Source organism: Pseudoalteromonas sp. APC 3691 (assembly GCF_030408135.1).
GTDB lineage: Bacteria > Pseudomonadota > Gammaproteobacteria > Enterobacterales > Alteromonadaceae > Pseudoalteromonas.
This window is the reverse complement of sequence record NZ_JASDCB010000009.1, coordinates 1-25,567: the sequence shown is the minus strand read 5'-3', so window position 1 is coordinate 25,567 and position 25,567 is coordinate 1. Positions and strand designations below refer to the sequence as shown.

Genomic DNA, 25,567 nt, shown 5'->3' with positions numbered 1-25,567 from the left:
CCGATGTTGGAAACAACATCGGTTTTTTATTTACGGCTCAAATTTTAAATTACGGTTGGTATTGTCCGCTAAGTGTTAAACCAGAGAAAGTGCTATAAGCGTTAACGCTTAAGTGCCAAGTACCTGCTTGTGGATTGGTAAATGTACATGTTTCTGCGTTGCCATTTTTATAAGGGCGACAATCGTATGAGCTTGCTGTTGGTTGGCTACCGTATTTTACAAATAAATCAGCATCGCCACTGCCACCCGATGTTGTTACTGTAAACGTAGTCATTCCAGCTGGTACATCTAACGTGTAATGTTTCCACTGCCCAGTATTGGCTGACACATCGCTTATAGTGCCGCCACCTGCTTGTGGAGTACCTGAACCGCCACCCGATGATGAACCACCAGTAATATTACCTACCAAGGTAACAGCTGAATACGCAGAGTAGCCGTTAAGCATTACGTGGTAAGTTCCCGCAGTAGGGTTATCAATAGAACACTCTTCGCTATTACCGCCTTTATATGGACGACAATCATAGGTAGTAGTTGTAGGTTTACTGCCTGCACGTACGTATAAATCAGCATCGCCAGTACCACCACTCATAGTGAATGTTACGTTAGTTGCACCGCTTGGTACTGTCATCGTGTAAAATGCTTGTGCATTTGCAGCCCCACTTAAACCTGTTTTAGCTTCACCATTAATAAGCTCGCTATCACCGCCTGTAGGCGGAGTAGTGTCGCCACTTGCTGCTGCAACAGCTGCGGCTGCATCAACAATACCCGTACCACAGCTAGTACATGTAGCAGGGAATGAGCGGGTTGTTGATTTTAAAATACTTTCTATTTCGTCAGGCGTTGCATCTGGTTTTGCTTGCTTAATAAGTGCCGCAACACCTGCTACGTGAGGCGCAGCCATTGATGTACCTTGCGAATAACCGTAGCTGTCGCTTGAAGGTGTAGACGAACCTGAATTGTAAGTTGATAGAACACCTTCAGAGTCGTTTGCAAAACTTTGCGCGCCACCCGGTGCTGCAACATCAATATTGCTACCGTAGTTTGAGTAATAAGCTCGACCGCCATTACGACCTACTGATGCTACGTTTACTACACCGTTACAGTTACCTGGGTTGTAGTTTGCTGAGTTATCGTTATCGTTACCTGCAGCAATAACTACCACAGTGCCGTTACTACGTGCTGTGTTAATTGCATTTTGAGTTGTAGAGCTACATGAACCGCTCCCACCTAAACTCATATTAATTACATCAGCAGGGTTTGAGTTAGCAGGAATACCTGAAACACTTCCACCAGATGCCCAAATAATACCGTCTGCAATATCAGAGGTTAAACCACCACACTTACCTAGTACACGAACAGGAACTACTTTTGCGTTATAAGCTACGCCTGCAACACCTTCACCGTTATTGGTTACCGCAGCAACTGTGCCGGCTACGTGCGTGCCATGCCAGCTAGAGTTTTGTGCACCGTTAGTACCACATTCATTCGCAGCAACTGCATCACCAGGATCACGTGCATCGCTATCGCGACCACCACCGTCATTAGCTACCGAAAGGTTAGAGATCATATCGTAACCCGGTAAAATATTAGCGTTTAAATCAGCATGAGGGCGGTAGCCCGTATCTAGTACAGCTACAACTACACCGCTACCCGTTGCGGTATCCCATGCGGTCGGTAAGTTTAAACCACCGGCTTGCTCGTAGTAGTGCCATTGGTCATCAAAGCGTGGATCGTTAGGAGTTGAAAACGGCTTTAACATTTGATCCACTTCAATGTATTCAACATTGCCAGAATCAACCATTTCTTGCATAAACTCTTGGGCCTCTGCCGCACTTAATTTTTTATCAGCACGCATTACGTGGTGGTTATTAAGTGCCATTGCACGAATATATTTTGCTTTTACTTTGCCTTTTTTAGAAGCGAAGTTTTTAACAAAGCTTTGTGCGCGCTTTTTCATGCTAGACGGGCTTGCGTCAGCAGTTGAAAAGCTCGCCATTTCGTTATTATTTTTATATTTAATAATGAACTGAGTTTCGAAACTGCCTTGGCTTTGTAGTTTAGCCGATGTTTCAGCCATTGAACTTGAAACTGATTGAGCCATGCCAGATGTTGCTGCAAAAAGCGTACTAACTGTAATTGCAATTGCGCATCTTTTAAAAGTTTTACTAGTTGTCATAATTATCCCTAGATTTTTATTTATTATTTCGTGATATAAGATCACGATGCGGGAACAAAAGTAAACGATCTGTTAACTAGATTGAAATATCAATTTATTATGTACCTCTTTCATTTAGTTATAACCCAGGTTTTTAGCGGTTTACTCGTTGTTTAGTATTTGTCATATAAATTAAAAATAAGCATAAAGGGTTGTTTTATTGTGAGGGTAATTATTCCCTACTTATTACTGATGTGTTTTTGTTGTGTTATTACTAATAATTCAAATGCTGCGTTGTTAGCTATTAAACTTTGCTATAATCGAGCAAATTTTTTAATGAGATAAATAAATGACCCAAGTAGATGTAATTGTAATAGGTGCGGGAGCAGCAGGATTAATGTGTGCAGCGCAAGCTGGATACCGTGGCCGAAGCGTTACAGTACTTGATATGGGGAAAAAACCAGGTCGTAAAATTTTAATAAGTGGTGGTGGGCGTTGCAATTTTACAAATGAAAATGCAACCCCGGATAACTACTTATGCACAAACTCTCATTTTGTTAAATCATGCTTAAGTCGTTATACACAGCATGACTTTATTGAGCTGGTGGACAGACATGGCTTGGCGTATCACCATAAAACACTAGGCCAGCTTTTTTGCGATAACAATGCACAAGACATTGTTGATATTTTACTAACAGAATGTGAGTGGGCCGGAGTAAATATAAAGCTACGCAGTGAAGTGATCAGTGTATCAAAAACCGAAACCGGCTATAGCGTTACCACAGAGCAAGAAACATTAAGCTGTGAGTCGTTAGTTATAGCATCAGGTGGCTTAACTATGCCAAAACTAGGGGCTACACCAATAGGTTATAAAATTGCAGAGCAGTTTGGCTTAAGCGTGTTACCAACTATGGCTGCACTTGTGCCGTTTACTCTGCATCAGCACGATAAAGAGCGTTTTGAAGGGCTCTCGGGAATTAGCATTCCTTGTGAAGTTTCAAGCGAAGACGGCACCGTATTTAAAGAAAACATCCTCTTTACTCACCGAGGGTTATCGGGCCCTGCAATATTGCAAATAAGCTCATTTTGGCGAGCAGGGCAGGCTGTCACTATAAACCTATTACCTGAAATTGATTTAAGGCAGCAACTTGCTGATTGGCGAGAAACGCAAGCCCAAAAGTCCTTAAAAAATAGCCTTGCGACTATTTTACCTAAACGCTTTATAGAAATACTGCATGAAAGCAAAGCGATACCAGATTGTAATATTAATCAGCTTACCCATGCTCAAATAAATGAGTTAGTAAATTATATTCATGCGTGGCAAATTAAACCCAATGGCACAGAAGGTTATAGAACAGCAGAAGTAACATTGGGCGGTGTAGATACCGACGAGTTGAGCTCAAAAACCTTTGAAGCTAAAAAAGCTAAAGGCCTATACTTTATAGGCGAAGTAACTGACGTAACAGGGTGGCTTGGAGGCTACAACTTCCAATATGCGTGGAGCTGTGGATTTGCTTGTGGGCAGTACGCTTAAGTGTTTAGGCTATAAACTCATTTAAGTAAGTTGATTGAGTGATAACGGTTGAATCGTTATCGCTAACACTAACATATACTTTATTGCGTCCATTATTTTTAGCCTTATATAGCGCTGTATCAGCCCGCTCCAGTAGTTTTAGCACTGTATCGTCTTTTTGTATCGTTGCTAATCCAATACTTATAGTAAATGCTACATTTGTAACTGTGTTTTCGGCAATATACTTTCTCAGGTCATCGGCTTTTTTAGCGCTATCATTTAAAGAGGTGTTGGATAAAATAATAGTGAATTCTTCTCCACCCCATCGCGCAATAAGTGCGTCATTTCCCATACGGCTTTTTAATATTTTTGCAAATTCAGTTAGCACGTTATCACCAACCAAATGCCCGTAGGTATCGTTTATATTTTTGAAGTGGTCTATATCGCAAATAAGTAAGCAATGTGGGGTTTTAAAAACGTCATTTTTAGCAATTAACTGTGATAATTCAAAATCAAATTTTTGCCTGTTATAAAGCCCCGTTAACTTATCGGTTTCTGCTAAGTGTTGAATTTCTAAGTTACGGATAGATAATCGAGTGTATGCCGAAAACCGTGTTTTTTCGTAAAACCTAAAAATTAAAATATGAGCAAGGCTTACCTCTATAAGATTAAATAAAGAGCCTAAGCCAATTGTTACAGTTTGCTGTTGTTGTAAATACACAAGATACGCACAAATAGCAAAAGCGACTGCACTAAATAGGCTTCCCCAGTTTCTTCCAACTAAAAAAAAGCTAAAAGGCGGGATTAACGTCGCCCAAAATAAAGAATGCGCATGCCCACCTACAGAAACCACAAACATCATTATTAAGCTAACGACCATAAGGGTAACAGCCCACGCTGCTGCATTTACATTGGCTGTTTTATTAAACCAAGTATAAATACCTAACGATATCGTAAGTCCTAAGGCATCAATTAAAGCAATGTCATAGCTTTTAAAATAAAAAAGATTGAGGAGTGTTAAAACTAAAAAGTAACATGTAGTTATTAGTAAAGAGTGGGCTATTAAGCGAGTACGCCAAAAATCCTTATGGTCTTTTGGGTATTGTGGAAACTCCTTATACCAAAAACCTAGCATAATGAACGACTCTTTAACCTCTGAATTTAGTGATTATTACTTATATTAGGCTTTTATTATAGTTTTTTACTTTGATTAAAACGCTTATATACGGTGGTGTTTATAAAAGTTTAAAGATCATTACAGCATTTTTCAAAGGTATGAAGGACTAGGTAGTGACTGATTACTTAAATGTAATATGCCTCGCCTTGATTTAATTGACGCAGAGCTCGCCGTTATCGCTTACGTAGAGCTCTGAATAAATGCTATATCTATTCCTCTATAAATGCTTCGCCTTGTGTCATCCACTTTGCAGCTGGTTTGCCTTTTAAGTAATGATCAAAGTACTGCATCATACGTACTGAAAAATCGACCTGATTAGGAAACTTTTTCAAGTGGTGTGGTTCACCTTCGTATTGTAAAAATGTAGCATCTTTTCCTGCACGGCGCAGAGCTAAGTAGTACTGCACGCTCTCATGCCAAGGTACTGCATCGTCTTTGTCGCCAGACATTATTAAGATAGGCGTATTAACTTTGTCTGCAAAAAATACTGGTGAGTTTTCTATATAAAGTTCTGGTGCTTCAAATAAGTTTTTGCCAATACGGCTTTGTCCTGTTTCGTATTGAAATTGACGAGCAAGGCCCGATTTTAAACGTATGCCACTGTAAGCACTTGTCATGTTTGATACTGGAGCGCCAGATACAACCGCTTTAAACATATCTGTTTGGGTTATCATAAACGCACTTTGATAACCTGCCCAAGAGTGACCTTGTAAGCCTATTTTATCTGGGTCGGCTATGCCTAAATCTATTAATTTTTGGGTGGCGTTTATCATGGTTTGCGTTGACGATTTACCAGGGTGACCTATTTCAAAACGAATATCAGGTAAAAATACCGCATAACCGTTTGAGGTAAACATAGGGAAGTTAGGGCGATGGTTTAATTCCATTTTAGGAAAATCAAACATGCGTTGACTCATGTAACGATAAAAATACACAACCACAGGTACTTTATCGCCTTTTTTATAGCCCGCTGGTTTTATTAGTACGCCTTGTAAGTCTTCGCCATCAAAACCTTTATAGCTTATTAGTTCTGGCTTTTCGCCCCAGGCAAAATTACTAATTTGTGGGTTTAGCGTGGTCACTTTTTTTGGTGCGCTAAAGCTAAAATCTGTTTGGTAGTAATCAGGAAATTGGCTATAAGTTTGCGAGGTGAATAAGTACTTGTCAGCCTTTTTGGCTTTTTTAACCATATCAAAGCGTTTATTACCGCTAAGCACGTTAGTTAGTGTGTTAGTGGTTAAGTCGAGCTTTGCAACTTCGCTTTGTTTAGTTTGTAAGTTAATAGCAGAGACAAGTAATGTATCGCCTTTTTTGAAGCCTACTTGGGTTTTATCAAGCTTAATAACACGGTACTGCGTATTACTTTGCTTACCATTAGTTAGGCGTTTAGCTTGCTTAGTTTTTACATCAAACGCCCAAATATCGTATTTACTATAAGCAAGCACTTGGCTGCTATCGGTCATCCAACCAGCAAAACCATAACCAGGTTGGGTAGAAGGGTAGTCGTGTTTATCATCAGCAAAGGTTGCCTGAATCGCTTTTGTAAGCGGTGTTACTTTATTATTTTTTAAATCTTTTAACTGTATTTGGCTATCGCTAAAATAAGCTGCAAACTCACCATTAGGGGCAAGGCTCGGTCTAAACGGGTAGTTACTTATAATTGGAGTTTGTTTACCGGTATTTATATTTACTGCAAAGTAATCAGCAAAAAAACCGCCGTACATTATTTTTTCTAGGTAGGGGATGTTAGATGAGCCAAGTAAAGACACATCTCGCTGAGGGTTTAGTGCAACCTCAGGCATGTTTGGTGTACTAAGTTGCGCAACTTTTTGCGAGTTAACGTGATACACCGCACTGTAATGGCGATTTTTATTAACTTCATTCCATTGCTGCTCTTCACGTGGTTTTATTTGCGCATCGTTGTTGTGCCATACATTAAGACCTTTGTGTTCACGTATGGTATCAAAGTCGTATAGTGAGGCTTCGTCGGTATATTCTTTAGTTTTTACTTTGGCTGTCAATTTAGGGTGGTTTTCAAAATATAAGCGCTCGCCATTTTCTGACCATTTAAGGGTGGCTGTTTTCCCTAACGTCCATGCTTTATTCGGTGAATCTATAGTTACAAGCTTCTCGTTTTTATATAGCTGTAAAGTGTAGCTACGACGGCGCGTGTCATCATTTACATAGTTACCCAATGTAAACGCTGCAATATTGTCAGTTGGGTGCCACGCTATTTTATTTGCGATTACGCCTGGTTCATCAATTAATACACTGCTATTAAAGTCACTTAGCTCAATTAACGCTATTTGGTTGTTATTACCATCGCTGTAACTTTGGCTCACTAATAGTTGGCTGTTAGCTGAGTTAATAGCGTAGCTAAATACGTTTTCTATTGTATGGGTGCGTTTATCAGATAAATTTACGATAACAAGCGCATAGCTCTTATCTTTTTTATCGGGCGTGATAGCGTTATCTTCTTCGTTTTTAGTGCTATCGGTTTTATCTTCTACTTTTACGTCATCGTCTTTTTTATTTAAACGATAAGCAAGCCACATACCGTCATCAGATAATGTGTAATCTTTTACATCAGCAAAGCTTTGTTGGGCACCTGATTGTGTGTTTACGAGTACCAAGTTATTTTTAAGTGTGTCTTTTTTTTTGGTTGTTTCTTTTTCAAGTAAGGTAGGTACTTGTGTAAAAGCGACCCAGTTAGCGGCTTTGTTAATATGAGGCTTAATGCCGCGCTCTACTTCTGCGATGAGTGTATTGCTTTGTAGTGAGTAAACTTGGCCCGTTGCATTTCCACGATACGGCGTTGCACTAAAAGAGAGTACTTGACCATTGTCAGATAGTTGCGTGCTTTTAGCTGATTTAAAACTAAATATGTCTTTAAATTGTAGTGATTCTTTGGCGTGTATGCCGGTGCTAGTTAAGCTGGCAACGAGTGCCGTGCTTAATAAGGTGAGTTTTGTTTTCATTATTGATTCTCGTATTATGACATTGTTTCATTGTAACGAGTTTGGTTCATAATTCGAGCGGATCAGATAAATGGCAGCTACATACGACAAAACGACCCGTAGGTCGTTTTTAGTATTCAATTTATTAATTTAGCAAAAGATTACAGCCAAATTTTTTGTAGCTCAAGCCACTGTTTTTCAAATTGAACACTTGGTTTTGCTTTAAAGTCGCTACGTACAAACTGATTCATTTTGCCTTCAACGTAGGCGAGTAAAAAGTTTGCAAGTGTAAGCTCATCACTTTGAAAGTTTTTACCTTCACGTAATTTACGCTCACGAAGTACTTGTTTAAACTGAGTTTCTAGTTTTTCAAACAAGGTTTGTACACGTTCTCGCAAACGTTCTTGCTCACCTTGCAGAGCATCACCCGTTAAAATACGAGTAATACCTGGGTTTTTTTCAGCAAAGGTTAGAAGTAATAATAGAATGTTATAAATGCGCGTTTGGCTTTCTTTTTCGTTTTCAATAATAATATTTATACGAGATAAAAGGGTATCTTCAATAAACTCAATTAAGCCCTCAAACATACGCGCTTTGCTCGGAAAATGACGGTATAGCGCAGCTTCAGACACACCCACCTCAGCAGCTAGTTTTGCTGTGGTGATGCGTTGTCCTAAATTAGTTTCTAACATTTGTGCGAGTGCTTGCAGTATTTGCTCTTTGCGATTACTTCTTTTTGTCGCAGGCATGAACATTCCTTTTTATTAGTTATTCTTAGTGGCGCAGTTAAGAACCCTAGTCATTTTTTGTTCAAATGATTGGCGTATGTTAATGTTTTATTCAGTTTGTTTCCAGCCTTTTTATAGATGTTTAGCCAGCTGTTTGATCACCTTGCGAGCTATTTCTATTTTACTTGTAGTTGGTAATTCTAGTTGTTCGTTATGCCAGTACAGTGTTAAAGCATTATGATCGGAATTAAATCCTAAGCCACTTTTTGATACGTCATTAGCGCAAATCATATCTAGATTTTTATTCTTTAGTTTACCTTTAGCATAGCTTTCTACATTTTGAGTTTCGGCGGCAAACCCCACAGTATAAGGACGGTTTTGTTTAAGATTGGCAATAGCTGCAATTACGTCAGGGTTTTTAGTTAAAGTAAGAGTGAGTTCGTCGCCTTGCTTTTTCATTTTTTGAGTCGCAATTTCTGCCGCTCGATAATCTGCTACAGCGGCGCAGCCAATAAATGCATCTGACTGTGGTGCATAAATTAATGATTCATTTAGTAACTGCTCAGCGCTTTCAATATTGATAAGGTTTACGCCAGTAGGGGCTTTTATAGTGACTGGACCCGAAATTAAATTAACCGTAGCACCGAGTTGCAAAGCGGCCTCTGCCAGTGCATAACCCATTTTTCCTGAACTGTGATTTGATACAAAACGTACCGGATCGAGAGGCTCACGCGTTGGGCCTGCTGTTATTGTAATTGTTTTTCCTGCAAGTAATTGCGGTTGCTCTTTTGCTGTACATAGTGCAACTAGCTCATGTGGCTCTAACATGCGCCCAGCGCCTATATCACCACACGCTTGCTCACCTTTACCTGGGCCCCAAATAAGTACGTTACGTGCTTTTAATGTGGCTAAATTAGCTTGTGTTGCTGCGTGTGCATACATTTGCTGGTTCATGGCAGGTGCAACTGCGACTTTTGCAGGCGTTGCTAGCAGTAACGTCGTTAGTAGGTCGTCAGCAATGCCGGCTGCCATTTTAGCAATAATATTACACGTCGCTGGGGCAACTAAAATTAAGTCAGCCCATTTTGCAAATTCAATATGGCCCATTGAAGCTTCAGCAGAAGGGTCTAGTAATGAGTCAGAGACTGTTTCTCCACTAACGGCTTGCATGGTCAATGGTGTAATAAAGTGTTTAGCTGATTCAGTCATAACTACTTTTACTTCACAACCAGCGTCTTTTAATCGCCTAACGAGTTCTGCACATTTATAAGCTGCAATACCGCCGGTAATACCTAGTACAATTTTTTTGTTTGTTAAGTTAGTCATGGATGTTCATCAGTTTTTATTAAATATTGGGCTTAAAATAACAAATCTTTACCCGTACAGCGAAGTTTTTTAATTCGAAATAACAGGCTAAATTTTAAATTTGCATTACATTTATAAGACACTTTCGCCTCTCAAGGATGAATAATGCAACTTACTTCACTACCAAACTCACTTCGACCTCGTGAAAAGCTCATCGCGAAAGGGGCTAAAGCGCTCAGTGACGCAGAGCTTCTTGCTATATTTTTACGAACAGGGTTGCCAGGAATGAATGTAATTGAGTTGGCTCAGCATTTATTAAACGAGAATAAAACACTGCATAATTTGTTTAATGCCAGTATTGAGGAGTTTTGCTCTCAAAAGGGATTAGGAACTGCTAAATATGTACAACTACAAGCTGTATTAGAGCTAAGCCAACGTTATATGCAGGAGCGTTGTCAACGAGATGCGGTGTTTAATTCGCCAAACTCAGTTTACGATTACCTGACCATTCAAATGCGAGGCTTGCAGCAAGAAGTATTTATGGTGTTATACCTAGATAGTCAAAATAGATTAGTAAAAGACGAAATACTTTTTTATGGCACAATTAATTCTGCCAGTGTTTATCCGCGTGAAGTGGTAAAGGCTGCCCTTAAAAATAATGCAGCAGCTGTTATTTTTGCGCATAATCACCCAAGTGGTATTGCAGAACCGAGCCAAGCAGACAAACTTATTACTAATAAATTGCAGCAAGCACTGCAATTGGTCGACATAAGTGTGCTCGATCACATCATTGTTGGTGGAGAAACGTGTGTTTCGTTTGCCGAACGAGGCCTGATTTAGCTTTGTTAGATACAGAAGTGTGTTAAAAATGAGCTGTTTAACGTGTTTTGGCAAATTAGTTTAATTTAAATGCAGTTTTTACTTTCCCTGAGGGCATTCGATCTTTATAATTAGCCGCTATCAAATTTACATATATGAGCTGATTGGATAGATCAGTGTTTGATCTTTGCCTGTAAAAGCTGTATAAAGAGCGCCCTTCGATTTATCTCTAGGGCGGAAATACACGGCCTTAGATTAAATTAAGCTCGAGCGAAGTTATTGGAGATATATAGACATGTCTAAAGTATGTCAAGTTACAGGTAAGCGTCCTGCGGTTGGTAATCACCGTTCACACGCGAGAAACGCGACTAGACGTCGTTTCCTACCTAACCTACAAACACACCGTTTCTGGGTTGAAAGTGAAAAACGTTTTGTAACATTACGCACTACTACTAAAGGTATGCGTATTATCGATAAAAAAGGCATCGACACGGTTCTTACAGAAATCCGTGCTCGCGGCGAAAAAGTTTAAGGATCTGAATCATGCGCGATAAAATCCGTTTAGTTTCAACTGCCGGTACTGGTTTTTTCTACACTACTGACAAAAACAAACGTAACATGCCTGAGAAGATGGAAATCAAAAAGTTTGATCCAAAGATTCGTAAACATGTTCTTTTTAAAGAAGCTAAAATTAAGTAATTTTATCTCTTTTAGAATTTAAAAACCCAGCTTAGGCTGGGTTTTTTGTTTTTAAACTATGATTAGCGAATTGACATAAAAAACCTCGTTGGCATAACCAACAAGGCTTTTAAATCAATAAATGAAAGCACAATTAAATTTTTGTGAATGCATCTTGTAGTGGTGGTACTACTTGCTTTTTACGGCTCAGTACACCATCTAACCATACTTTATCATTCTCTGGTTTTACACCGTAAGCCTGCTCAACTAAGTTTGCATCGTCAGATACAATTAGCATTTCTGAGCCTTTTTTCATTATATCGGTAAGCAGTAAAAATACAGAGTGGCGGTTGCCCTCAACTTTTAGCTTAGCAATATCGGCTGCAAGATCTGCTTTAATATCGTCAAAAACAGCAAGGTCGATTACTTCTAGTTGGCCAATGCCTACTAGGTTACCGTTCATGTTGAAATCTTTAAAGTCACGCATTACTAGATCACGTGCAGGTGTGTCTTCAACCGCAGATTTAACACGGAACATATCCATACCAAGCTCTTTAAAGTCTTCGATACCTGCAATTTCTGCAAGCGCTTCAACACATTTAATATCGGCAGTGGTACATGTTGGTGATTTAAATATTACGGTGTCGCTTAAAATTGCACACATCATAATACCCGCGATATCTTTAGGGATTTCTACGCTGTAGAAGTCGTACATCATTTTAATAATGGTGTTTGAACAACCAACAGGACGAATCCAGCATTCAAGCGGAGTAGATGATGTTAAGTCACCTAATTTATGGTGATCTACCACGCCAACAACGCGGGCTTGGTCGATATCATCAGGTGCTTGTGTTTTTTCTGTGTGATCTACAATATACACATCTTCACCCGCGTAGCTTAATTTAAGCTCTGGTGCTTCGAAGCCAAATTTATCAAGGATAAATTGAGTTTCAGGTGAAATTTCACCAAGACGAGTTGGAATTGCAGGCTCATCGATTTGGTTTTTTAAATAAGCCAGTGCAATTGCACCACAAATAGAATCTGAATCTGGGATTTTATGGCCCACTACATACATAGACATTGACGGAACTCCTTTAAATTTGCCGATATTCTAACAAAGTCTGCGGCCTTTAACATATAGACAGCGCAATTAAGTTTTAGTTACACTTTAAAATCTTGAATTTACTAGGTGTATTAATATGCGACTGGGCCGTAAAGGTTGGAACAACGTTATAATATTTTCGATGTTGATTATGATCTTCTTTTTAAATGGCTGGCATAAGCAACTTTTGGGAGGGGAGGATAAACCAACATTACAAGCCATACTCCCCGGACAAAGTTTTGTACTCACACTGCAATTTGTCGATCAAAAAATTGAGCGAATAGGAACAAGCTGGCGTACAACCCCACTACAAAAAGACATACCGCTTGTGTGGCAAGCATCTGAGCAGCAGCTTAGTGATTTAATTAATCAGTGGCAAAGCGCGCAGTTAATGGGTGTTAACGAATCTGTTGTTTTTAATCCTAATGCACCTTTATATGTTGCTACATTTGAGTTGGCTGGCGAGAGTTTACCTTGGGTTTATTTGCTTTATAAAGGCGATGGGCAATATTACTTACTCGAAAAGAGTAGCCAACGAATACTCGCACTCGATTTAAAAACTGCACAGCAGTTATTTCCTAGTTTTGATTTTTCACAAAGTGAGTCTAATTAATGCCTGAATTACCAGAGGTAGAAGTGAGCCGAATGGGCATCACTCCCCACGTACAAAACCAAGTAGTTACAAAGGTAAATATTTACAATGCCAGTATGCGCTGGCCAGTGCCAGATGACGTGTATCAACTTGAAGGGCTAATTGTTACTAGTATTGAACGACGAGCTAAATACTTACTTTTACACTGTGAGCTTGGAAGCACTATTTTACATTTGGGTATGTCAGGTAATTTACGTGTTGTAGATAAAAGTGAGCCGCTTAAAAAGCATGACCATGTAGAGTTTATTTTTGGCAACGGTAAAGCACTGCGCTTAAACGATCCTCGTCGCTTTGGTTGCTGCTTATGGCAAGAGCCTGGTGAAGTGCATAAGCTACTCTCTAAGCTTGGTCCTGAGCCGCTTACTGATGACTTTTTTGCTAAACGCGTGTACGAACAATCGCGCAATAAAAAAGTACCCGTAAAGCAATTTATTATGGATAACGCAGTGGTGGTTGGTGTTGGTAATATTTACGCGAATGAATCGCTATTTAAAGCGGGTATACATCCAAAGCGAGAGGCGGGAAAAGTATCGCTCAAACGTTATCAAGCACTTATCCCTATTATAAAAGACACGCTTGCTGCGGCCATTATGCAAGGTGGTACAACGCTTAAAGACTTTGCACAAAGTGATGGTAAGCCAGGGTATTTTGCTCAAGAGTTATTAGTATATGGGCGCAAAGGCAAGCCATGTATGACGTGTGAAAACGAATTGGAAGAAATTAGATTGGGGCAGCGCAGTACTATTTTTTGCTCAAATTGCCAAAAGTAGTTATCTAGTTATCTAGTTATTTGAGTATTCAGCTATTTGAATTTTATCGATTATAAATTTAATGAGATTTAAGGGCCAGCTTTAAAAGCGGGCCCTTAATTTTAAAGCTCAAACGGTGCTACACCGACCGCTTTCATTTTATATCCTACCTGCGCGATTTCGCCCGACCATGTTTCTGTACTTATTATTCCGGTTACAACGATTGCGTCGTACAAGCTATCTATAGGCACGCCACCTTTAATCGTTACATGGACTATTTGATTTGGCGGTGGTGGTGGTACGTGTATACAGGCACCAAAGTAAGGCACGAGTAAAAACTCAGTAATGACTTCGCTATCGCCTTCTAATGGCACAACAAAACCTGGCAAACTTACCGATTGACCATCAAGCGCTTTTACCACTGGAGCATCTAAATCGGGTTGCACCCAGTTTTGATCGCTGCCTTCGTGATTAGCTTGTGCTTGAGTGTCTATTTGCATATGACCTTTGGGAATTAAGTCTTCCCAAAAAATTTCTTTTGGTGGATTGGCATAGCTCGCTACGCTTATAAATAATAAGTTAATAGCAGCAATGTACTGAAAAGCTGTTTTAAAAAATGTCATAAAATACCTAAAAATTATGCTTTTATACTCATACCATCGCTGAGTGAATAAAAATAAGCGCGAGTAGCGGGTATTAAGCCAATAATAAAACCGGCTGCCATAATAACGCCGATTAAGCCCAGTTCATAGTAAGAGAGTATTGTGATATTTACGCTTATACCGGCATGGCTTTGTAAGTAACCGCCGGCTGAAAAAATAGCTAAATAGTAAAGCGCGCTACCTACTAGGCAACCAAGTAAAGTGGTCAGTAGTGACTCAATACTTATAAGTGTAAATAAATGCCAAGGGCGAGCGCCTACCGAACGTAATATAGCAAGTTCGCGACGACGCTGACTCAGGTTTGCAAGCAATGTCGTTAGCATGCCAAGTAGGCTAATTAACACGACAACAGCTGAGAATAGCAAAAGTATTTTTTCTACTATGGCGAGCATTTCCCATAACTCTTTAAGTGTTACGGTTGGCATAATCCCAAGCAAGGCTTCTGGCTTATATTGATTTATATTGCGCCTAATTTGTAGTGTGTACAAAGGCGAATTAAATCCCATTAAAAATGCTGTAATTTGCTTTGGATGCCCAACTAGGTTGTTATGTTCGTCATGCTCATGCTCATGCTCATGCTCATGCACAAGGCTAGCTTTACCGCCGTGAATTAAATCGATTGCAGCCAAAGGAATATGCAACGTTTTATCAACAGGCGTGCCTGTAGGGTTTAAAACACCGACGACTTTAAATGGGTTATCGTCATGATGATGAAAGCTGGTGTTCCCCATGCCGTGCGATATAACAATAGAGTCGTTAAGTTTATAACCTAATTTATTTGCGACTTCACTACCTAACACCACTTCGTTAATTGCGGCAAAAGGACGGCCTTTGTTAAAGGTTAAATTTTGTTTTTTCGCAAAGCGATAATGGCTAAAGTAATCAAGTGTTGTGCCTAGTACCGCTTGGCCTTTATGGCTGTCGCCTAGGCTTATAGGTATACTCCATTTTACGCCTCGCTGACTTGTTATGTATTCGTAACTTTTCCAACTTACGCCGTTATTAGTATGGCCAATTCTAAATACGGACGAAAGCAGCAACTGTATATCGCCGGTACGCGCACCGACGATTAAATCAGTGCCCGAAATAGTATTACTAAAACTACTTTTAGCATCAATTCGTACACGCTCAATACTTAAAAGTAGCATTACACTAATTGCGATAGTGAATAATGTAAGCAGTACACTTGCGCGGCGATTTAATAAGCTTTTGTAAGCAAGTTTAGCGATGATCATACCTGCTCCTGCAAATTTATAAGGTCAATGGAGCGGTCAAATAAAAGCTTTAGTGTTTCATCGTGGCTCACAAACACCAATGTACTATTAGATAGCTTTGCTTGCTCAAACAGTAACTTTATAAAGCTCTCACGATTGTTAGTGTCCAGTGCAGATGTGGGTTCATCAGCAATTATTAGTTCAGGGCTGCCTATGAATGCGCGAGCGGCTGCAACTCGCTGTTGTTGTCCAATACTAAGCTCTGCTACATTTTTATTGTGGTACTGCGCAGTAAGCCCTAAAGCATTTAATAACCGTATCGCTTCATTTTGTAAGGCAGCGCTTTTATTTGATGATTGCTTTAATATTTTTTGTTTTCGGATTTTTGAAAACTCACACCCAAGCGTTATATTTTCAATAGGTGATAAATAAGGGAGCAAGTTAAAATTTTGAAAAATATAGCCAATGTGATCCGCTCTAAACGCATCACGGGTAGTATTACTTAGTGTACTGAGGTTTTTATTTAGAATTAACACTTCACCGCTAGTGACAGTGTTAATACCAGCAAGAATCGCTAATAGTGTCGATTTACCAGAGCCACTAGGGCCATACAAAAAAATACGCTCGCCTTTTTCAATAACTAGCTCTTTTATGTTGAGCGTGGGAGAGCTATCGCTTTTATGCCACTTAAAAGTAACATTTTTTAGGTTTATCATTATTTGGTTACCAACCCCAATAGTTTAGATCTTTACGCATTTTTAGTTGTCTTATTATATTTAGTGGTTTGGATTTTAGTTTATCGCTACTTTGTAAAAATTCATTAGCTGCATTTAATACGCGCTGGCTAGATTGACCATCGGTATATGGATGAAGTTCCTGGCAATAGCTTTCAATACTTTGCATTAAATCACTAGGTTTAGTAAGCGCATGTTCAATAGCTGCTTCTACTTCATCAGCATCGGTAATATCAAGTAAATGAGGAAGTGGTTTTTGATTGCAAAATGTTACTACCGGTTTACGTAGTAGTAAAAACATTAAAAGAACTGACGAAGTATCGCACAGCATAACATCGGCAGCTTGCAGTAACGGCAAGACGTTATCGGTTTCAATAAATGTTAGGTTTTCGTTACTCAACGCTTTGTATTTATTAACCCATTCGGTAGGCATTTTAGGATGAAATTGCATCAAAATACGCCACTTACCTTGTTTACTAAAATGTTTTATTTGCTCATATAATTTAGGAGCAAGTGACAGCTTTCGTGAGAAAGTAGAGCATATAAGTAAAGTAGAGCGAGAGTCGTCACTTACATAAGGATTATTTGAAGTATTGCTAAAAAGTGGATCGAGCGTTGGCCAGCCAGTTTCAGCTACTTTAAAGAAACCATGCTGCTTAGCTAGCTCTTTAAATCGGGTTGTTGTATTTGGACCTTGCGTACAATATAAATCGTAACAACCACGAATAGTAAAATGCCCACGATTACCTTCAGAGCTGCGCTTTTCAGAGTTAAAACCATGAAATACAGCTACTTTTTTACCCGGAATAAAGCTCGGTACTATATTGCCCGGTATAAATGTAATGTTTGGAGACCAGCTTTTAACATCTTTTATGGTATGTAAACGCTGCTCGTTTGTGGTTAAAAAATCGGGGTTTACTTCGCTACCAGCTAAAAACCAGCGTACTTCACCACCATATGCCAATATTTGCGCCTGCAAAGGTCTCAAGATAGCGTATGAATAATTCTGAGAAATATACATCAAGTATTTTTTATTTTTAGTGGCAGTTAAGTAGTTCAAGCTATCTCCTCAGGCTGGTTAGCACATTAAGTTTACCCCATTGCGACTTGCTTATAAATATATGCCTTTATTTGTTTTAAGCATCCGATTGAGCTTTGAGGTTGGCTAGATTATTATACAGCCCATATAACCCCATACCATACTTTGCTCAAAGAGCATCCCTAACCCCGGAGATAGCATGACTAGCTATAAAGTTTTAGACGTAAACGATGATTTACCCATTCGTACCAAAGGTGAAGTACACAGCGGTAAAGTTCGTTCAGTTTATTGGTTAACTGATGAAGACAGCGCACGATTAATTAAAGACAAAGGCTACCAAGTACCGACAGGTACTGAGCTTGCTATTATGGTTATTTCAGACCGAATTTCTGCATTCGATTGCATTTGGCAAGGCGAAAATGGTTTAAATGGCGTACCAGGTAAAGGTATGGCGTTAAACTCAGTGGCAGCCCATTGGTTTAAGTTATTTGATAAAGCAGGCCTTGCGGGTAATCATATTGTTGATATTCCACATCCGTATGTGTGGATTGTACGCAAAGCCAGTACAGTAAAAGTAGAGGCAATTGCTCGCCAATATATTACGGGTAGCATGTGGCGTGACTACGCTAAAGGCATACGTAACTTTTGTGGTATTGACTTGCCTGAAGGCTTAAAAGCGAACCAAAAGCTTGATAACGTTTTAATTACGCCATCAACAAAAGGTATTATTAAAGGCGTTGCTGATATTCCGCCAGTTGATGATGTAAATATTACTCGCGCTAACATTACTAATAACTTAGACGTATTTAACTTTAAATCGGTAGATGACGTAACCAAATACGAAAAGCTGTTAGTTGAAGGTTTTAAATTAATTAGTGATGAACTAGCGAAGCTTGGCCAAATTTTTGTAGATACTAAATTTGAGTTTGGTTATGTAGAGGATTTAAATGGCGCGCAACAACTTATATATATTGATGAAGTAGGCACGCCTGATTCGTCACGCATTTGGGATGAAGCTGCATACAAAAACGGTAAAATTGTTGAAAATTCTAAAGAGGGTTTTCGACAATTGCTTATTAATAATGTGCCAGAGAGTGACGTATTATTAAATAAAGATCGCATGAGTGAGCGTGAGCAATTAGCTAAAGATTATATTTTACCAGAATCAGTAATGCTTGAAGTGTCAAACACCTATGTTGGTATAGCGAGCAAAATTGTAGGCAGAGATATTGTGATCCCTAAAGATCCTCGCCAAGAAGTAATTACTATTTTAGATAACGATTACGAATTAATTGTTAAATAGCAGCACTTAAGTGCTAACAAAGCCAGTAACTAAGTCTTTATTTTTAGTTACTGGGCTATAATTCTTGCAATTAGTGCTCGTCTCTAATTAACTTAACCTAACATTAATATTTAGGTGTTGTTATGTTTGAGCGGGCATTGCAAAAGTTTGCTAAAAGACATTGTTTTTTAGCTATAGGTTTGTTTTTTAGTCAGTTTGCTTTAAGTGCAAATATTGAATTAGTAATAGAGGATCAACACGGCCAAAAGTTATCAGGTGCAGTGGTTGAGCTTAATGTTGCTGATAAGCAAGCCACACCTTCAAATTTGCCCACTGCCATAATGGATCAAGTCCATAAGCAGTTTTTACCCGAATTATTAGTTGTACAACAGGGTCAAAAAGTTAACTTTCCTAACAGCGACAATATTCGCCATCATGTTTATTCTTTTTCACAAGCTAAGCCTTTTCAACTAAGATTATATTCAGGGCAACCAAAAGAGCCCATTACGTTTGAGCAACAAGGGGTTGTTGTTTTAGGGTGTAATATTCATGACTCTATGGTTGGCTATATCTATGTAGCGAGTAGTGAATCCGTCTATAAAACAGATAAAAAAGGCTATGTTAGTTTGCCTATTAATATACTGCCTGCACAAGTGAGTGTGTGGCACCCTTTACAAACAGCGCCATTGGAGAATAAAAAAATTATAACAATCAATTCTCAAAAAAAGTTACAGATAACAGTAAACACATCGACCCCAGCACCTAGAAATACCTTTGGTAGTAAGTTTAAGGCTGGTAATGACTAATAGTTTACGAAATCGCATAACCATTTTATGTGTTGGCTTAGTGTTATTAACCACTATGGTCAGCTTGTTTAGTTTTTGGTGGTCTACGAGTAAGTTTCAAGAAGAAAAAGTAAATCAAGATATTACCGTAGCGCAAAATGTTTATAAGCAATATTTAAAGTCAAAAGAAAGCCTACTGTTAACCGCTGCAAAAGTACTCACCTCCGATTTTGGTTTTAAGCAAGCTGTAGCAACGCGAGATGCAGGTACAATCAGCAGCGTGTTGTTTAATCACAGTCAGCGTATTGATGCCGAATTAATGTTGTTACTTGATTTATCGGGTAGGCTAATTTCCGCCAATACTGACGAAGACGTTTTTGCACACAACTTAAAGCCCTTGATGGAAGAGCTTTTAAGTGCGCCAGAAGAGTCTAGTTTTGTGGTGCTTAATAACGAGCTGTATCAAATTATTTTATTACCTGTAAAAGCGCCACGTACAGTAGCCTATAGTTTGGTGGGCTTTAAAATTGACGACAATGTAGCCCATGAACTAAAAAGCTTAACAGGCATGGATGTAAGTTTTATAGGCAGTGCTGACGATATTGTTATTAGCTCATTAGCTAATCGTCCTGAGCAATTTGAACCTGTTAGCTATTTTAGTACCGTAACCATATCGCGGTTTTTTGGTGAGTATTTAGTGTTTCGTAACCGAGAAATAGATTTACCATCGTTGTTGACCCATCCCATAATTATTTTGCTGAGTGCCGATTTAACACAAAGTTATAGTGATTTCGAAAAACTGCTTTTTACACTTATTATTTTAGCTATTTTAACTATGTTTGTAGGTGTTATTACTAGCAGTTTATTTGCTAATAACTTAACGACACCGCTAACCCAGCTCGCTGTTATTGCAAAGCAATTTGCCCAAGGTAATTATACTTTTGAATTTAAAGGGCAAAAGCAAAGTACAGAAATAGCCACCTTAGTTGCCGCTTTCGATAGCATGGGTAACGATATAAATCAGCGTGAACAGCAAATTAGTTTTCAAGCCAGACACGATTCCCTAACAGGCTTTTATAATCGCTCGGCAATGCTTGAGGTGCTTGATGATGAGTTAGATTCATCAGCCGAGTACACGCTCGTTGCAATAGACATAAAAGGGCTTCGCCATATAAACGATAAGCTAGGTCCGCGTATTGGTGATGACTGCCTAAAGGCGGTTGCTTGCAGAATAAGTGAGTTTTCGGATGAGTTAGGGGGCTTCCATGCTCGTATTGGCGGCGATGAGTTTTTAACTGTGTTTCCGACTGCGGCAGCGCGTGAACACAAAAGCGGTATTGTTGGCTTAATGGCACAATTACAAGCGTGCTACACCATTCAAAAACTAAAAATTAACTTACGCTTTAGTGCAGGCATTGTGCAGTATCCTACACAAGGTATTGCAAGTGATGACTTAATGCGCCGTGTGCTAATTGCAGTTGAAAGTGCTGCAAACACACAAGAGAGCATACATTACTATCAAAATGGCGAAGACGAAGCGCACTTAGAGCGCTTAATAATGCTTGATGAACTAAAGCAGGCTATTAGTGATGACGATGGTCAATTGTTTATGACTTATCAGCCAAAATTACATTTGAAATCGCAAAAAATAGATAAAGTTGAGTCGCTTATTCGCTGGCAGCGAAAAGATGGTAGCTGGGTTAATCCTGAACTGTTTATTGACTTAGCTGAGCAGTCGGGGCTTATTGTTGAACTTACTGGGTGGGTTGTTAATACGGTTGTAGCACAAGTAGCTGATTGGCAGTCTAAAAATATAAACTTACAGGCTGCAATAAATGTATCTGCGCAAGATATAGCATTTCCGGGCTTTCATGCCGCATTAGTTCGTACGCTTAAAAAGTACAAAGTAGATTCTAAGCTGATCACTATTGAGCTTACTGAGCGCGATATGATCGAAAACGAAGAAAAAGGTATTAAAGCGCTCGAAAACCTAAAGGCAATTGGCGTTAAAATATCATTAGATGATTATGGTGTAGGGCAAACATCACTTGGTAGATTAAAAATGCTGCCTATTGATGAGCTTAAGCTAGATAAGTGCTTTATCCTAAAACTTGATGAATCGCAAAAAGATCAATTTATAGTGCAATCATCAATTACGTTGGGACATCAGCTAGGTTTCTCGGTTGTAGCTGAAGGGGTTGAAACGCTTGGCTCATTAAATTTACTTAGAGGCATGCAGTGCGACCATGCACAAGGCTATTACTTAAGTCGGCCTTTAAAAGCAGAACTATTAGAAGAATGGCTGGAGGAATACTATGCAAAAAATTAAATACTTATTAGCAAGTTTGTTTTTAATAGTTAGTGTGCCGAGCATTGCAAGCAATGGAAAACTGCTAGCTACGCCGGGAGTTTCTCAAATTGAAGGCAGTGGCGGCGGGGGGATTGTACCGTGGGCACAACTTGCTGGGTACGCAAGTGATGATGAATTTTCGGTAAATGGCTTTTGTAGTCGCGCAGATGTAACCGACTACACACTTGACGTATGTGGTGCACAACTTAATTTATTTAATCGTGTTGAGCTTAGTTATGCCCAACAGCGCTTTGATGTACCAGCACTTGATGCTGAAATAGAGCAATCAATTACAGGTGCTAAAATACGTTTGTACGGCGATATTGTTTACAGTGATTGGCCACAGCTTAGCTTAGGGATTCAGCATAAATCACTAGATGATGGCAGTATAGCAACACTTGTAGGCGCAGAAGAGACTAGCGGTACTGACTACTACCTCGCTGCTAGTAAATTACATTTAGGGGCTATTGCTGGCTATAACTGGTTTTGGAACGTAACTACACGATACAGTGAAGCTAATCAACTTGGTTTACTTGGTTACGGTGGAGAAAATACTAGCGGAAAAGTATTATTTGAAGGCAGCACAGCTATATTTTTTAGTCGCGAAATAGCCGTAGGTGTTGAGTATCGTCAAAAATCAAATAACTTAAACTTAGGCGAACAAGATTGGAAAGACTTATTTGTAGCGTGGATGCCTAACAAGCATGTGAGTGTGACTGCGGCTTACCTTGATTTAGGAAGCATTGCAGGGGCTGACGATCAAACAGGTTGGTATTTATCGGTAACAGGGTATTGGTAATGAAAAGCGTTGGTATTTTTTTGATTTTTTTAGGGTTGCTTAGTGGGTGTGCAAATTCTACTAAGCTCTCACTTTATCAAAAGCTGGATGGTAAAGCGGGGATAGGCAGAATTGTTGATAGCTTTATCTATCAAATAGGCAATGACGAGCAGATAATTCATTACTTTGAACACAGTAATATAGCGCATTTCCGCCAAGGATTTATTAATCATATGTGCATGTTAGTAGAGGGCCCGTGTACATACGATGGCGACTCTATGGTGGCAATTCATACTGGTATGCATATTACAGAGAAAGATTTTAATCATGTTGTTGATTTGCTTATAAATGCAATGAATGAGCAAGATGTTAGCCATAGCTTACAAAACGATATTCTTTCTAGAATGGCGCCACTTCGTGATGAAATCATAAAAATGTAACTATAAAGCTTTCAAAGTAATTATTAAGTAAAGGGAACCTTGCTTTGATTGCATTGTCCACATAGAATTATTTCATAAAAACAACAATTGGCAAATATAGCTTGTATGGCTTATCTATTTATTTCTCGCAAAAATGTACACGCAAAATACTATAAAAAAATAATCAAAAAATTGTCGATGAATTGCCAATTACACATCATGGGAGCGCCTAAACTTTCTGCTGTGAAATATTTAAAAGATGCGTTCCAAGTTAATTTTACTGGTGTAGTCAACTCTCAACTAAAACGTAAAAGAGCACGTAATACAACTTGGAATAATTCTATCGTTACTGCGGTTTATAGTGCTGGTTTAGTTTTATTTGAACGATTACGATACGCTAAGTATTTAGCCTTATTAACCGAGACTAATCCTGAATGCATTGTTATTTGGAACGGCAATAAACTTCCAAATACAACCGTTGCTATGGCTGCAAAAGCATTAGGTGTAAAGCAGTTTTATTATGAAAATGGTTTACTACCCGGTACAAGCAGTTTAGACCCTAATGGTATTAACTATAATGCGTCGTTAAGCCGTGACCCTTCTTTTTACCTAAATTTTGACCCACAAAATAAGTTAAACTTTTCTGCGCCGGATTTAATTCCAAGAGCTGATCATAAAAAACGCTGTGAATTTGAGTGCGCCGATGTGCCACAACGCTATATATTTGCGCCTTTTCAAGTACCTCATGATACTCAATTAGCTAGCTTTTCTCCGTGGATAAACTCTATGGACATGTTTTACGATGAGGTGATTAAAGCCGTCAAAAGCTTAAATGATCCAAGTTTAAAAGTGGTTTTTAAAGAGCATCCGTCATGGCATAAACATTACGCTCATCTTTATGAAAAAGATCCGATTGCAATCTTTGCTAATGGAAATCAAACGAGTGATTTGATTAAGTGCGCTGAAGCCGTATTAACGATTAATTCAACGGTCGGCTTAGAAGCATTACTGCTAAATAAACGAGTTTTAACTCTTGGACAAGCCTGTTACAACATTGAGGGTTTGGTAAAGCATGCAAGCACTGCAGAGCAACTTGCAGCAAATCTGAACGAAGTAATGCAGGGCTGGCAACCAAATACATTATTAAAGGATAAGTTTTTTAGCTTTATTGAACATGTATATTGTATTCCTGGCGTTTGGAAACACACTGAAGATAAACACATTAAAGCGATTGAAGCGCGTTTTACGGGTAATGACGAGTTTGCTAAGTATCATGGTGATAAGGAATCGTAGTGAAAAACCTAATTAGCTGTCAGCAATTACACGAGCAACTTAATAATCCTGCATTAGTGATATTTGATGCAGGTATGCTGCGCCCAGGTGTTTTGGGTACTTATTCGCCGCAAGCAATGCTGCCCAACGCTAAACGTTTTGACATAAAAAACGAGTTGGCCGATAGATCAAATCCCTTACCAAGTACGGTATGCAGCGAGCAGCAGTTTACCCACGTGATGCAAAATGCAGGAGTAAATAACGATTCGTTTATAGTTGTATACGAAGATGGCGGTTTATTTAGCGCAGCAAGGGCGTGGTGGATGTTTAAAGCTATGGGGCATCACAACGTAAAAGTACTCAGTGGTGGCCTTAAAAAGTGGTTAGAGAGTGGTTACGCCACACAGCAAGGTTATAGCAAATCGTTAGGTAAAAGTGATTTTACGGCAAGCTATAATTCTGAGTATTTTATCAATAGCCAACAAGTGGTTGACGCAATTGATGAGCCCAGCACTGTATTGCTAGATGCACGTGCTTATAAGCGTTTTACAGGCGAAGAAAGTGAACCCCGAAAAGGCATGCGTAGCGGGCATATCTCAAATAGTCGCTCGTTGCCTTTTATGGATTTACTTAATAAAGGTGAAGCTAAACCACTTGCCGAAATTAAAGCGATATTTAGTGACGTGGTTGATGATGCGCGGCAGTTACAGTTTAGCTGTGGCTCAGGTATTACAGCGTGTGCTTTAGCGTTATTTGCTACCGAATGTGGTTACAGTAATTTAAGCGTTTATGATGGCTCGTGGAGTGAGTGGGGTGCAAGTGATTCATTACCCATCGCCACAGGAGAAAAGTAGATGTGTTGTGGGTTTAGAGCTTGCTCACGTTAAAGCCGCAGCGTCTCTAAACCTCTTTGTGAATAACAGTACTTAAAAATATTACTCACAAGGAGAAGTGAAAGAGAAGAAAATGAGAAGGTAAAAACCAGTGCTTACTCGTATTTGAATACTCTTTTTATACAATCACTTACTCTAAAAGCGCAGCGCCTCTAAACCTTCTTGTGAATAACAGTACTTAAAATATTATTCACAAGGAGAAGTGAAAGAGAAGAAAATGAGAAGGTAAAAACCAGTGCTTACTCGTATTTGAATACTCTTTTTATACAATCACTTACTCTAAAAGCGCAGCGCCTCTAAACCT

At 39.1% G+C, this 25,567-nt stretch carries 23 protein-coding genes; 13 read left to right on the top strand and 10 right to left on the bottom strand.

The window, feature by feature from the left end:
- Nucleotides 1–49 precede the first annotated feature (49 nt).
- Nucleotides 50–2,176 carry a S8 family peptidase gene (locus QL998_RS04775; RefSeq protein ID WP_182193986.1) on the bottom strand — a complete coding sequence of 709 codons (2,127 nt, stop codon included), beginning with the start codon at nucleotides 2,174–2,176 and terminating at the stop codon, nucleotides 50–52.
- A 328-nt stretch (nucleotides 2,177–2,504) separates the two neighbouring features.
- On the opposite strand from QL998_RS04775, the gene QL998_RS04770 reads away from it, so the two are divergent.
- Entirely contained in the window at nucleotides 2,505–3,689 is a 1,185-nt protein-coding gene (locus tag QL998_RS04770) for an NAD(P)/FAD-dependent oxidoreductase (protein ID WP_290192239.1), read from the top strand.
- A gap of 4 nt (nucleotides 3,690–3,693) precedes the next feature.
- On the opposite strand, the gene QL998_RS04765 is transcribed toward QL998_RS04770, so the two are convergent.
- The 4 genes from QL998_RS04765 to coaBC form a co-directional block, all read right to left on the bottom strand.
- Nucleotides 3,694–4,803 carry a GGDEF domain-containing protein gene (locus QL998_RS04765; protein ID WP_197098806.1) on the bottom strand — a complete coding sequence of 370 codons (1,110 nt, stop codon included), beginning with the start codon at nucleotides 4,801–4,803 and terminating at the stop codon, nucleotides 3,694–3,696.
- 251 nt (nucleotides 4,804–5,054) lie between these two features.
- Nucleotides 5,055–7,823, bottom strand: a complete 2,769-nt coding sequence (locus QL998_RS04760; RefSeq protein ID WP_290192238.1) for a prolyl oligopeptidase family serine peptidase — start codon at nucleotides 7,821–7,823, stop codon at nucleotides 5,055–5,057.
- A gap of 140 nt (nucleotides 7,824–7,963) precedes the next feature.
- Nucleotides 7,964–8,551, bottom strand: coding sequence for a nucleoid occlusion factor SlmA (gene slmA, locus QL998_RS04755; protein WP_004335558.1), 588 nt, complete (start codon nucleotides 8,549–8,551; stop codon nucleotides 7,964–7,966).
- 111 nt (nucleotides 8,552–8,662) lie between these two features.
- The gene (coaBC, locus tag QL998_RS04750) at nucleotides 8,663–9,856 is read right to left on the bottom strand and encodes a bifunctional phosphopantothenoylcysteine decarboxylase/phosphopantothenate--cysteine ligase CoaBC (protein WP_290192237.1); all 1,194 of its coding nucleotides are present in this window, start codon (nucleotides 9,854–9,856) and stop codon (nucleotides 8,663–8,665) included.
- A gap of 144 nt (nucleotides 9,857–10,000) precedes the next feature.
- Between coaBC and radC the strand changes: the two genes are divergently transcribed.
- From radC to rpmG, 3 genes are all read left to right on the top strand, one after another.
- Nucleotides 10,001–10,675, top strand: a complete 675-nt coding sequence (radC, locus tag QL998_RS04745; protein ID WP_024598926.1) for a DNA repair protein RadC — start codon at nucleotides 10,001–10,003, stop codon at nucleotides 10,673–10,675.
- A gap of 274 nt (nucleotides 10,676–10,949) precedes the next feature.
- A complete protein-coding gene (gene rpmB, locus QL998_RS04740; RefSeq protein WP_016708423.1) occupies nucleotides 10,950–11,186 on the top strand; it encodes a 50S ribosomal protein L28 in 237 nt (78 codons plus the stop codon).
- A gap of 11 nt (nucleotides 11,187–11,197) precedes the next feature.
- Nucleotides 11,198–11,353: a 50S ribosomal protein L33 gene (rpmG, locus tag QL998_RS04735; RefSeq protein ID WP_004335545.1), complete on the top strand. Its 156-nt coding sequence runs from the start codon at nucleotides 11,198–11,200 to the stop codon at nucleotides 11,351–11,353.
- Between the two features lie 133 nt (nucleotides 11,354–11,486).
- Here rpmG and QL998_RS04730 read toward each other — a convergent pair whose 3' ends face one another.
- On the bottom strand, nucleotides 11,487–12,413 hold the full coding sequence (locus QL998_RS04730; protein WP_182194000.1) for a manganese-dependent inorganic pyrophosphatase: 927 nt from the start codon (nucleotides 12,411–12,413) through the stop codon (nucleotides 11,487–11,489).
- Nucleotides 12,414–12,531: 118 nt separating this feature from the next.
- On the opposite strand from QL998_RS04730, the gene QL998_RS04725 reads away from it, so the two are divergent.
- Complete coding sequence (locus QL998_RS04725) at nucleotides 12,532–13,047, top strand: hypothetical protein (RefSeq protein WP_182194002.1); 516 nt, start codon at nucleotides 12,532–12,534, stop codon at nucleotides 13,045–13,047.
- Nucleotides 13,047–13,856, top strand: coding sequence for a bifunctional DNA-formamidopyrimidine glycosylase/DNA-(apurinic or apyrimidinic site) lyase (mutM, locus tag QL998_RS04720; protein ID WP_007581941.1), 810 nt, complete (start codon nucleotides 13,047–13,049; stop codon nucleotides 13,854–13,856). The genes QL998_RS04725 and mutM overlap by 1 nt, the downstream gene beginning before the upstream one ends.
- A gap of 101 nt (nucleotides 13,857–13,957) precedes the next feature.
- Here mutM and QL998_RS04715 read toward each other — a convergent pair whose 3' ends face one another.
- The 4 genes from QL998_RS04715 to QL998_RS04700 are packed head-to-tail and all read right to left on the bottom strand — an operon-like array spanning nucleotide 13,958 to nucleotide 17,505.
- A complete protein-coding gene (locus QL998_RS04715; protein ID WP_182194005.1) occupies nucleotides 13,958–14,458 on the bottom strand; it encodes a DUF3299 domain-containing protein in 501 nt (166 codons plus the stop codon).
- Between the two features lie 14 nt (nucleotides 14,459–14,472).
- Nucleotides 14,473–15,732: an ABC transporter permease gene (locus tag QL998_RS04710; RefSeq protein ID WP_290192236.1), complete on the bottom strand. Its 1,260-nt coding sequence runs from the start codon at nucleotides 15,730–15,732 to the stop codon at nucleotides 14,473–14,475.
- Nucleotides 15,729–16,427, bottom strand: a complete 699-nt coding sequence (locus tag QL998_RS04705) for an ABC transporter ATP-binding protein (RefSeq protein WP_290192235.1) — start codon at nucleotides 16,425–16,427, stop codon at nucleotides 15,729–15,731. Before QL998_RS04705 ends, QL998_RS04710 begins: the two co-directional genes overlap by 4 nt.
- Before the next feature lie 7 nt (nucleotides 16,428–16,434).
- Nucleotides 16,435–17,505, bottom strand: coding sequence for a CDP-glycerol glycerophosphotransferase family protein (locus QL998_RS04700; RefSeq protein WP_290192234.1), 1,071 nt, complete (start codon nucleotides 17,503–17,505; stop codon nucleotides 16,435–16,437).
- Between the two features lie 178 nt (nucleotides 17,506–17,683).
- Between QL998_RS04700 and QL998_RS04695 the strand changes: the two genes are divergently transcribed.
- The 7 genes from QL998_RS04695 (at nucleotide 17,684) to QL998_RS04665 (ending at nucleotide 25,224) form a co-directional block, all read left to right on the top strand.
- Complete coding sequence (locus QL998_RS04695; RefSeq protein ID WP_290192233.1) at nucleotides 17,684–18,787, top strand: phosphoribosylaminoimidazolesuccinocarboxamide synthase; 1,104 nt, start codon at nucleotides 17,684–17,686, stop codon at nucleotides 18,785–18,787.
- Between the two features lie 122 nt (nucleotides 18,788–18,909).
- Nucleotides 18,910–19,572: a methylamine utilization protein gene (locus QL998_RS04690; protein ID WP_076925058.1), complete on the top strand. Its 663-nt coding sequence runs from the start codon at nucleotides 18,910–18,912 to the stop codon at nucleotides 19,570–19,572.
- Nucleotides 19,565–21,880 carry an EAL domain-containing protein gene (locus QL998_RS04685; RefSeq protein ID WP_290192232.1) on the top strand — a complete coding sequence of 772 codons (2,316 nt, stop codon included), beginning with the start codon at nucleotides 19,565–19,567 and terminating at the stop codon, nucleotides 21,878–21,880. Before QL998_RS04690 ends, QL998_RS04685 begins: the two co-directional genes overlap by 8 nt.
- On the top strand, nucleotides 21,867–22,700 hold the full coding sequence (locus QL998_RS04680; RefSeq protein WP_024605086.1) for a DUF3034 family protein: 834 nt from the start codon (nucleotides 21,867–21,869) through the stop codon (nucleotides 22,698–22,700). The genes QL998_RS04685 and QL998_RS04680 overlap by 14 nt, the downstream gene beginning before the upstream one ends.
- Nucleotides 22,700–23,119, top strand: coding sequence for a group 1 truncated hemoglobin (locus tag QL998_RS04675; RefSeq protein WP_024605085.1), 420 nt, complete (start codon nucleotides 22,700–22,702; stop codon nucleotides 23,117–23,119). The genes QL998_RS04680 and QL998_RS04675 overlap by 1 nt, the downstream gene beginning before the upstream one ends.
- Before the next feature lie 222 nt (nucleotides 23,120–23,341).
- Nucleotides 23,342–24,391 (top strand): capsular biosynthesis protein, encoded by a 1,050-nt coding sequence (locus QL998_RS04670; RefSeq protein ID WP_290192231.1) that lies wholly within the window; start codon nucleotides 23,342–23,344, stop codon nucleotides 24,389–24,391.
- Nucleotides 24,391–25,224, top strand: a complete 834-nt coding sequence (locus QL998_RS04665; RefSeq protein WP_290192230.1) for a sulfurtransferase — start codon at nucleotides 24,391–24,393, stop codon at nucleotides 25,222–25,224. Before QL998_RS04670 ends, QL998_RS04665 begins: the two co-directional genes overlap by 1 nt.
- The last annotated feature ends 343 nt before the right edge of the window (nucleotides 25,225–25,567 follow it).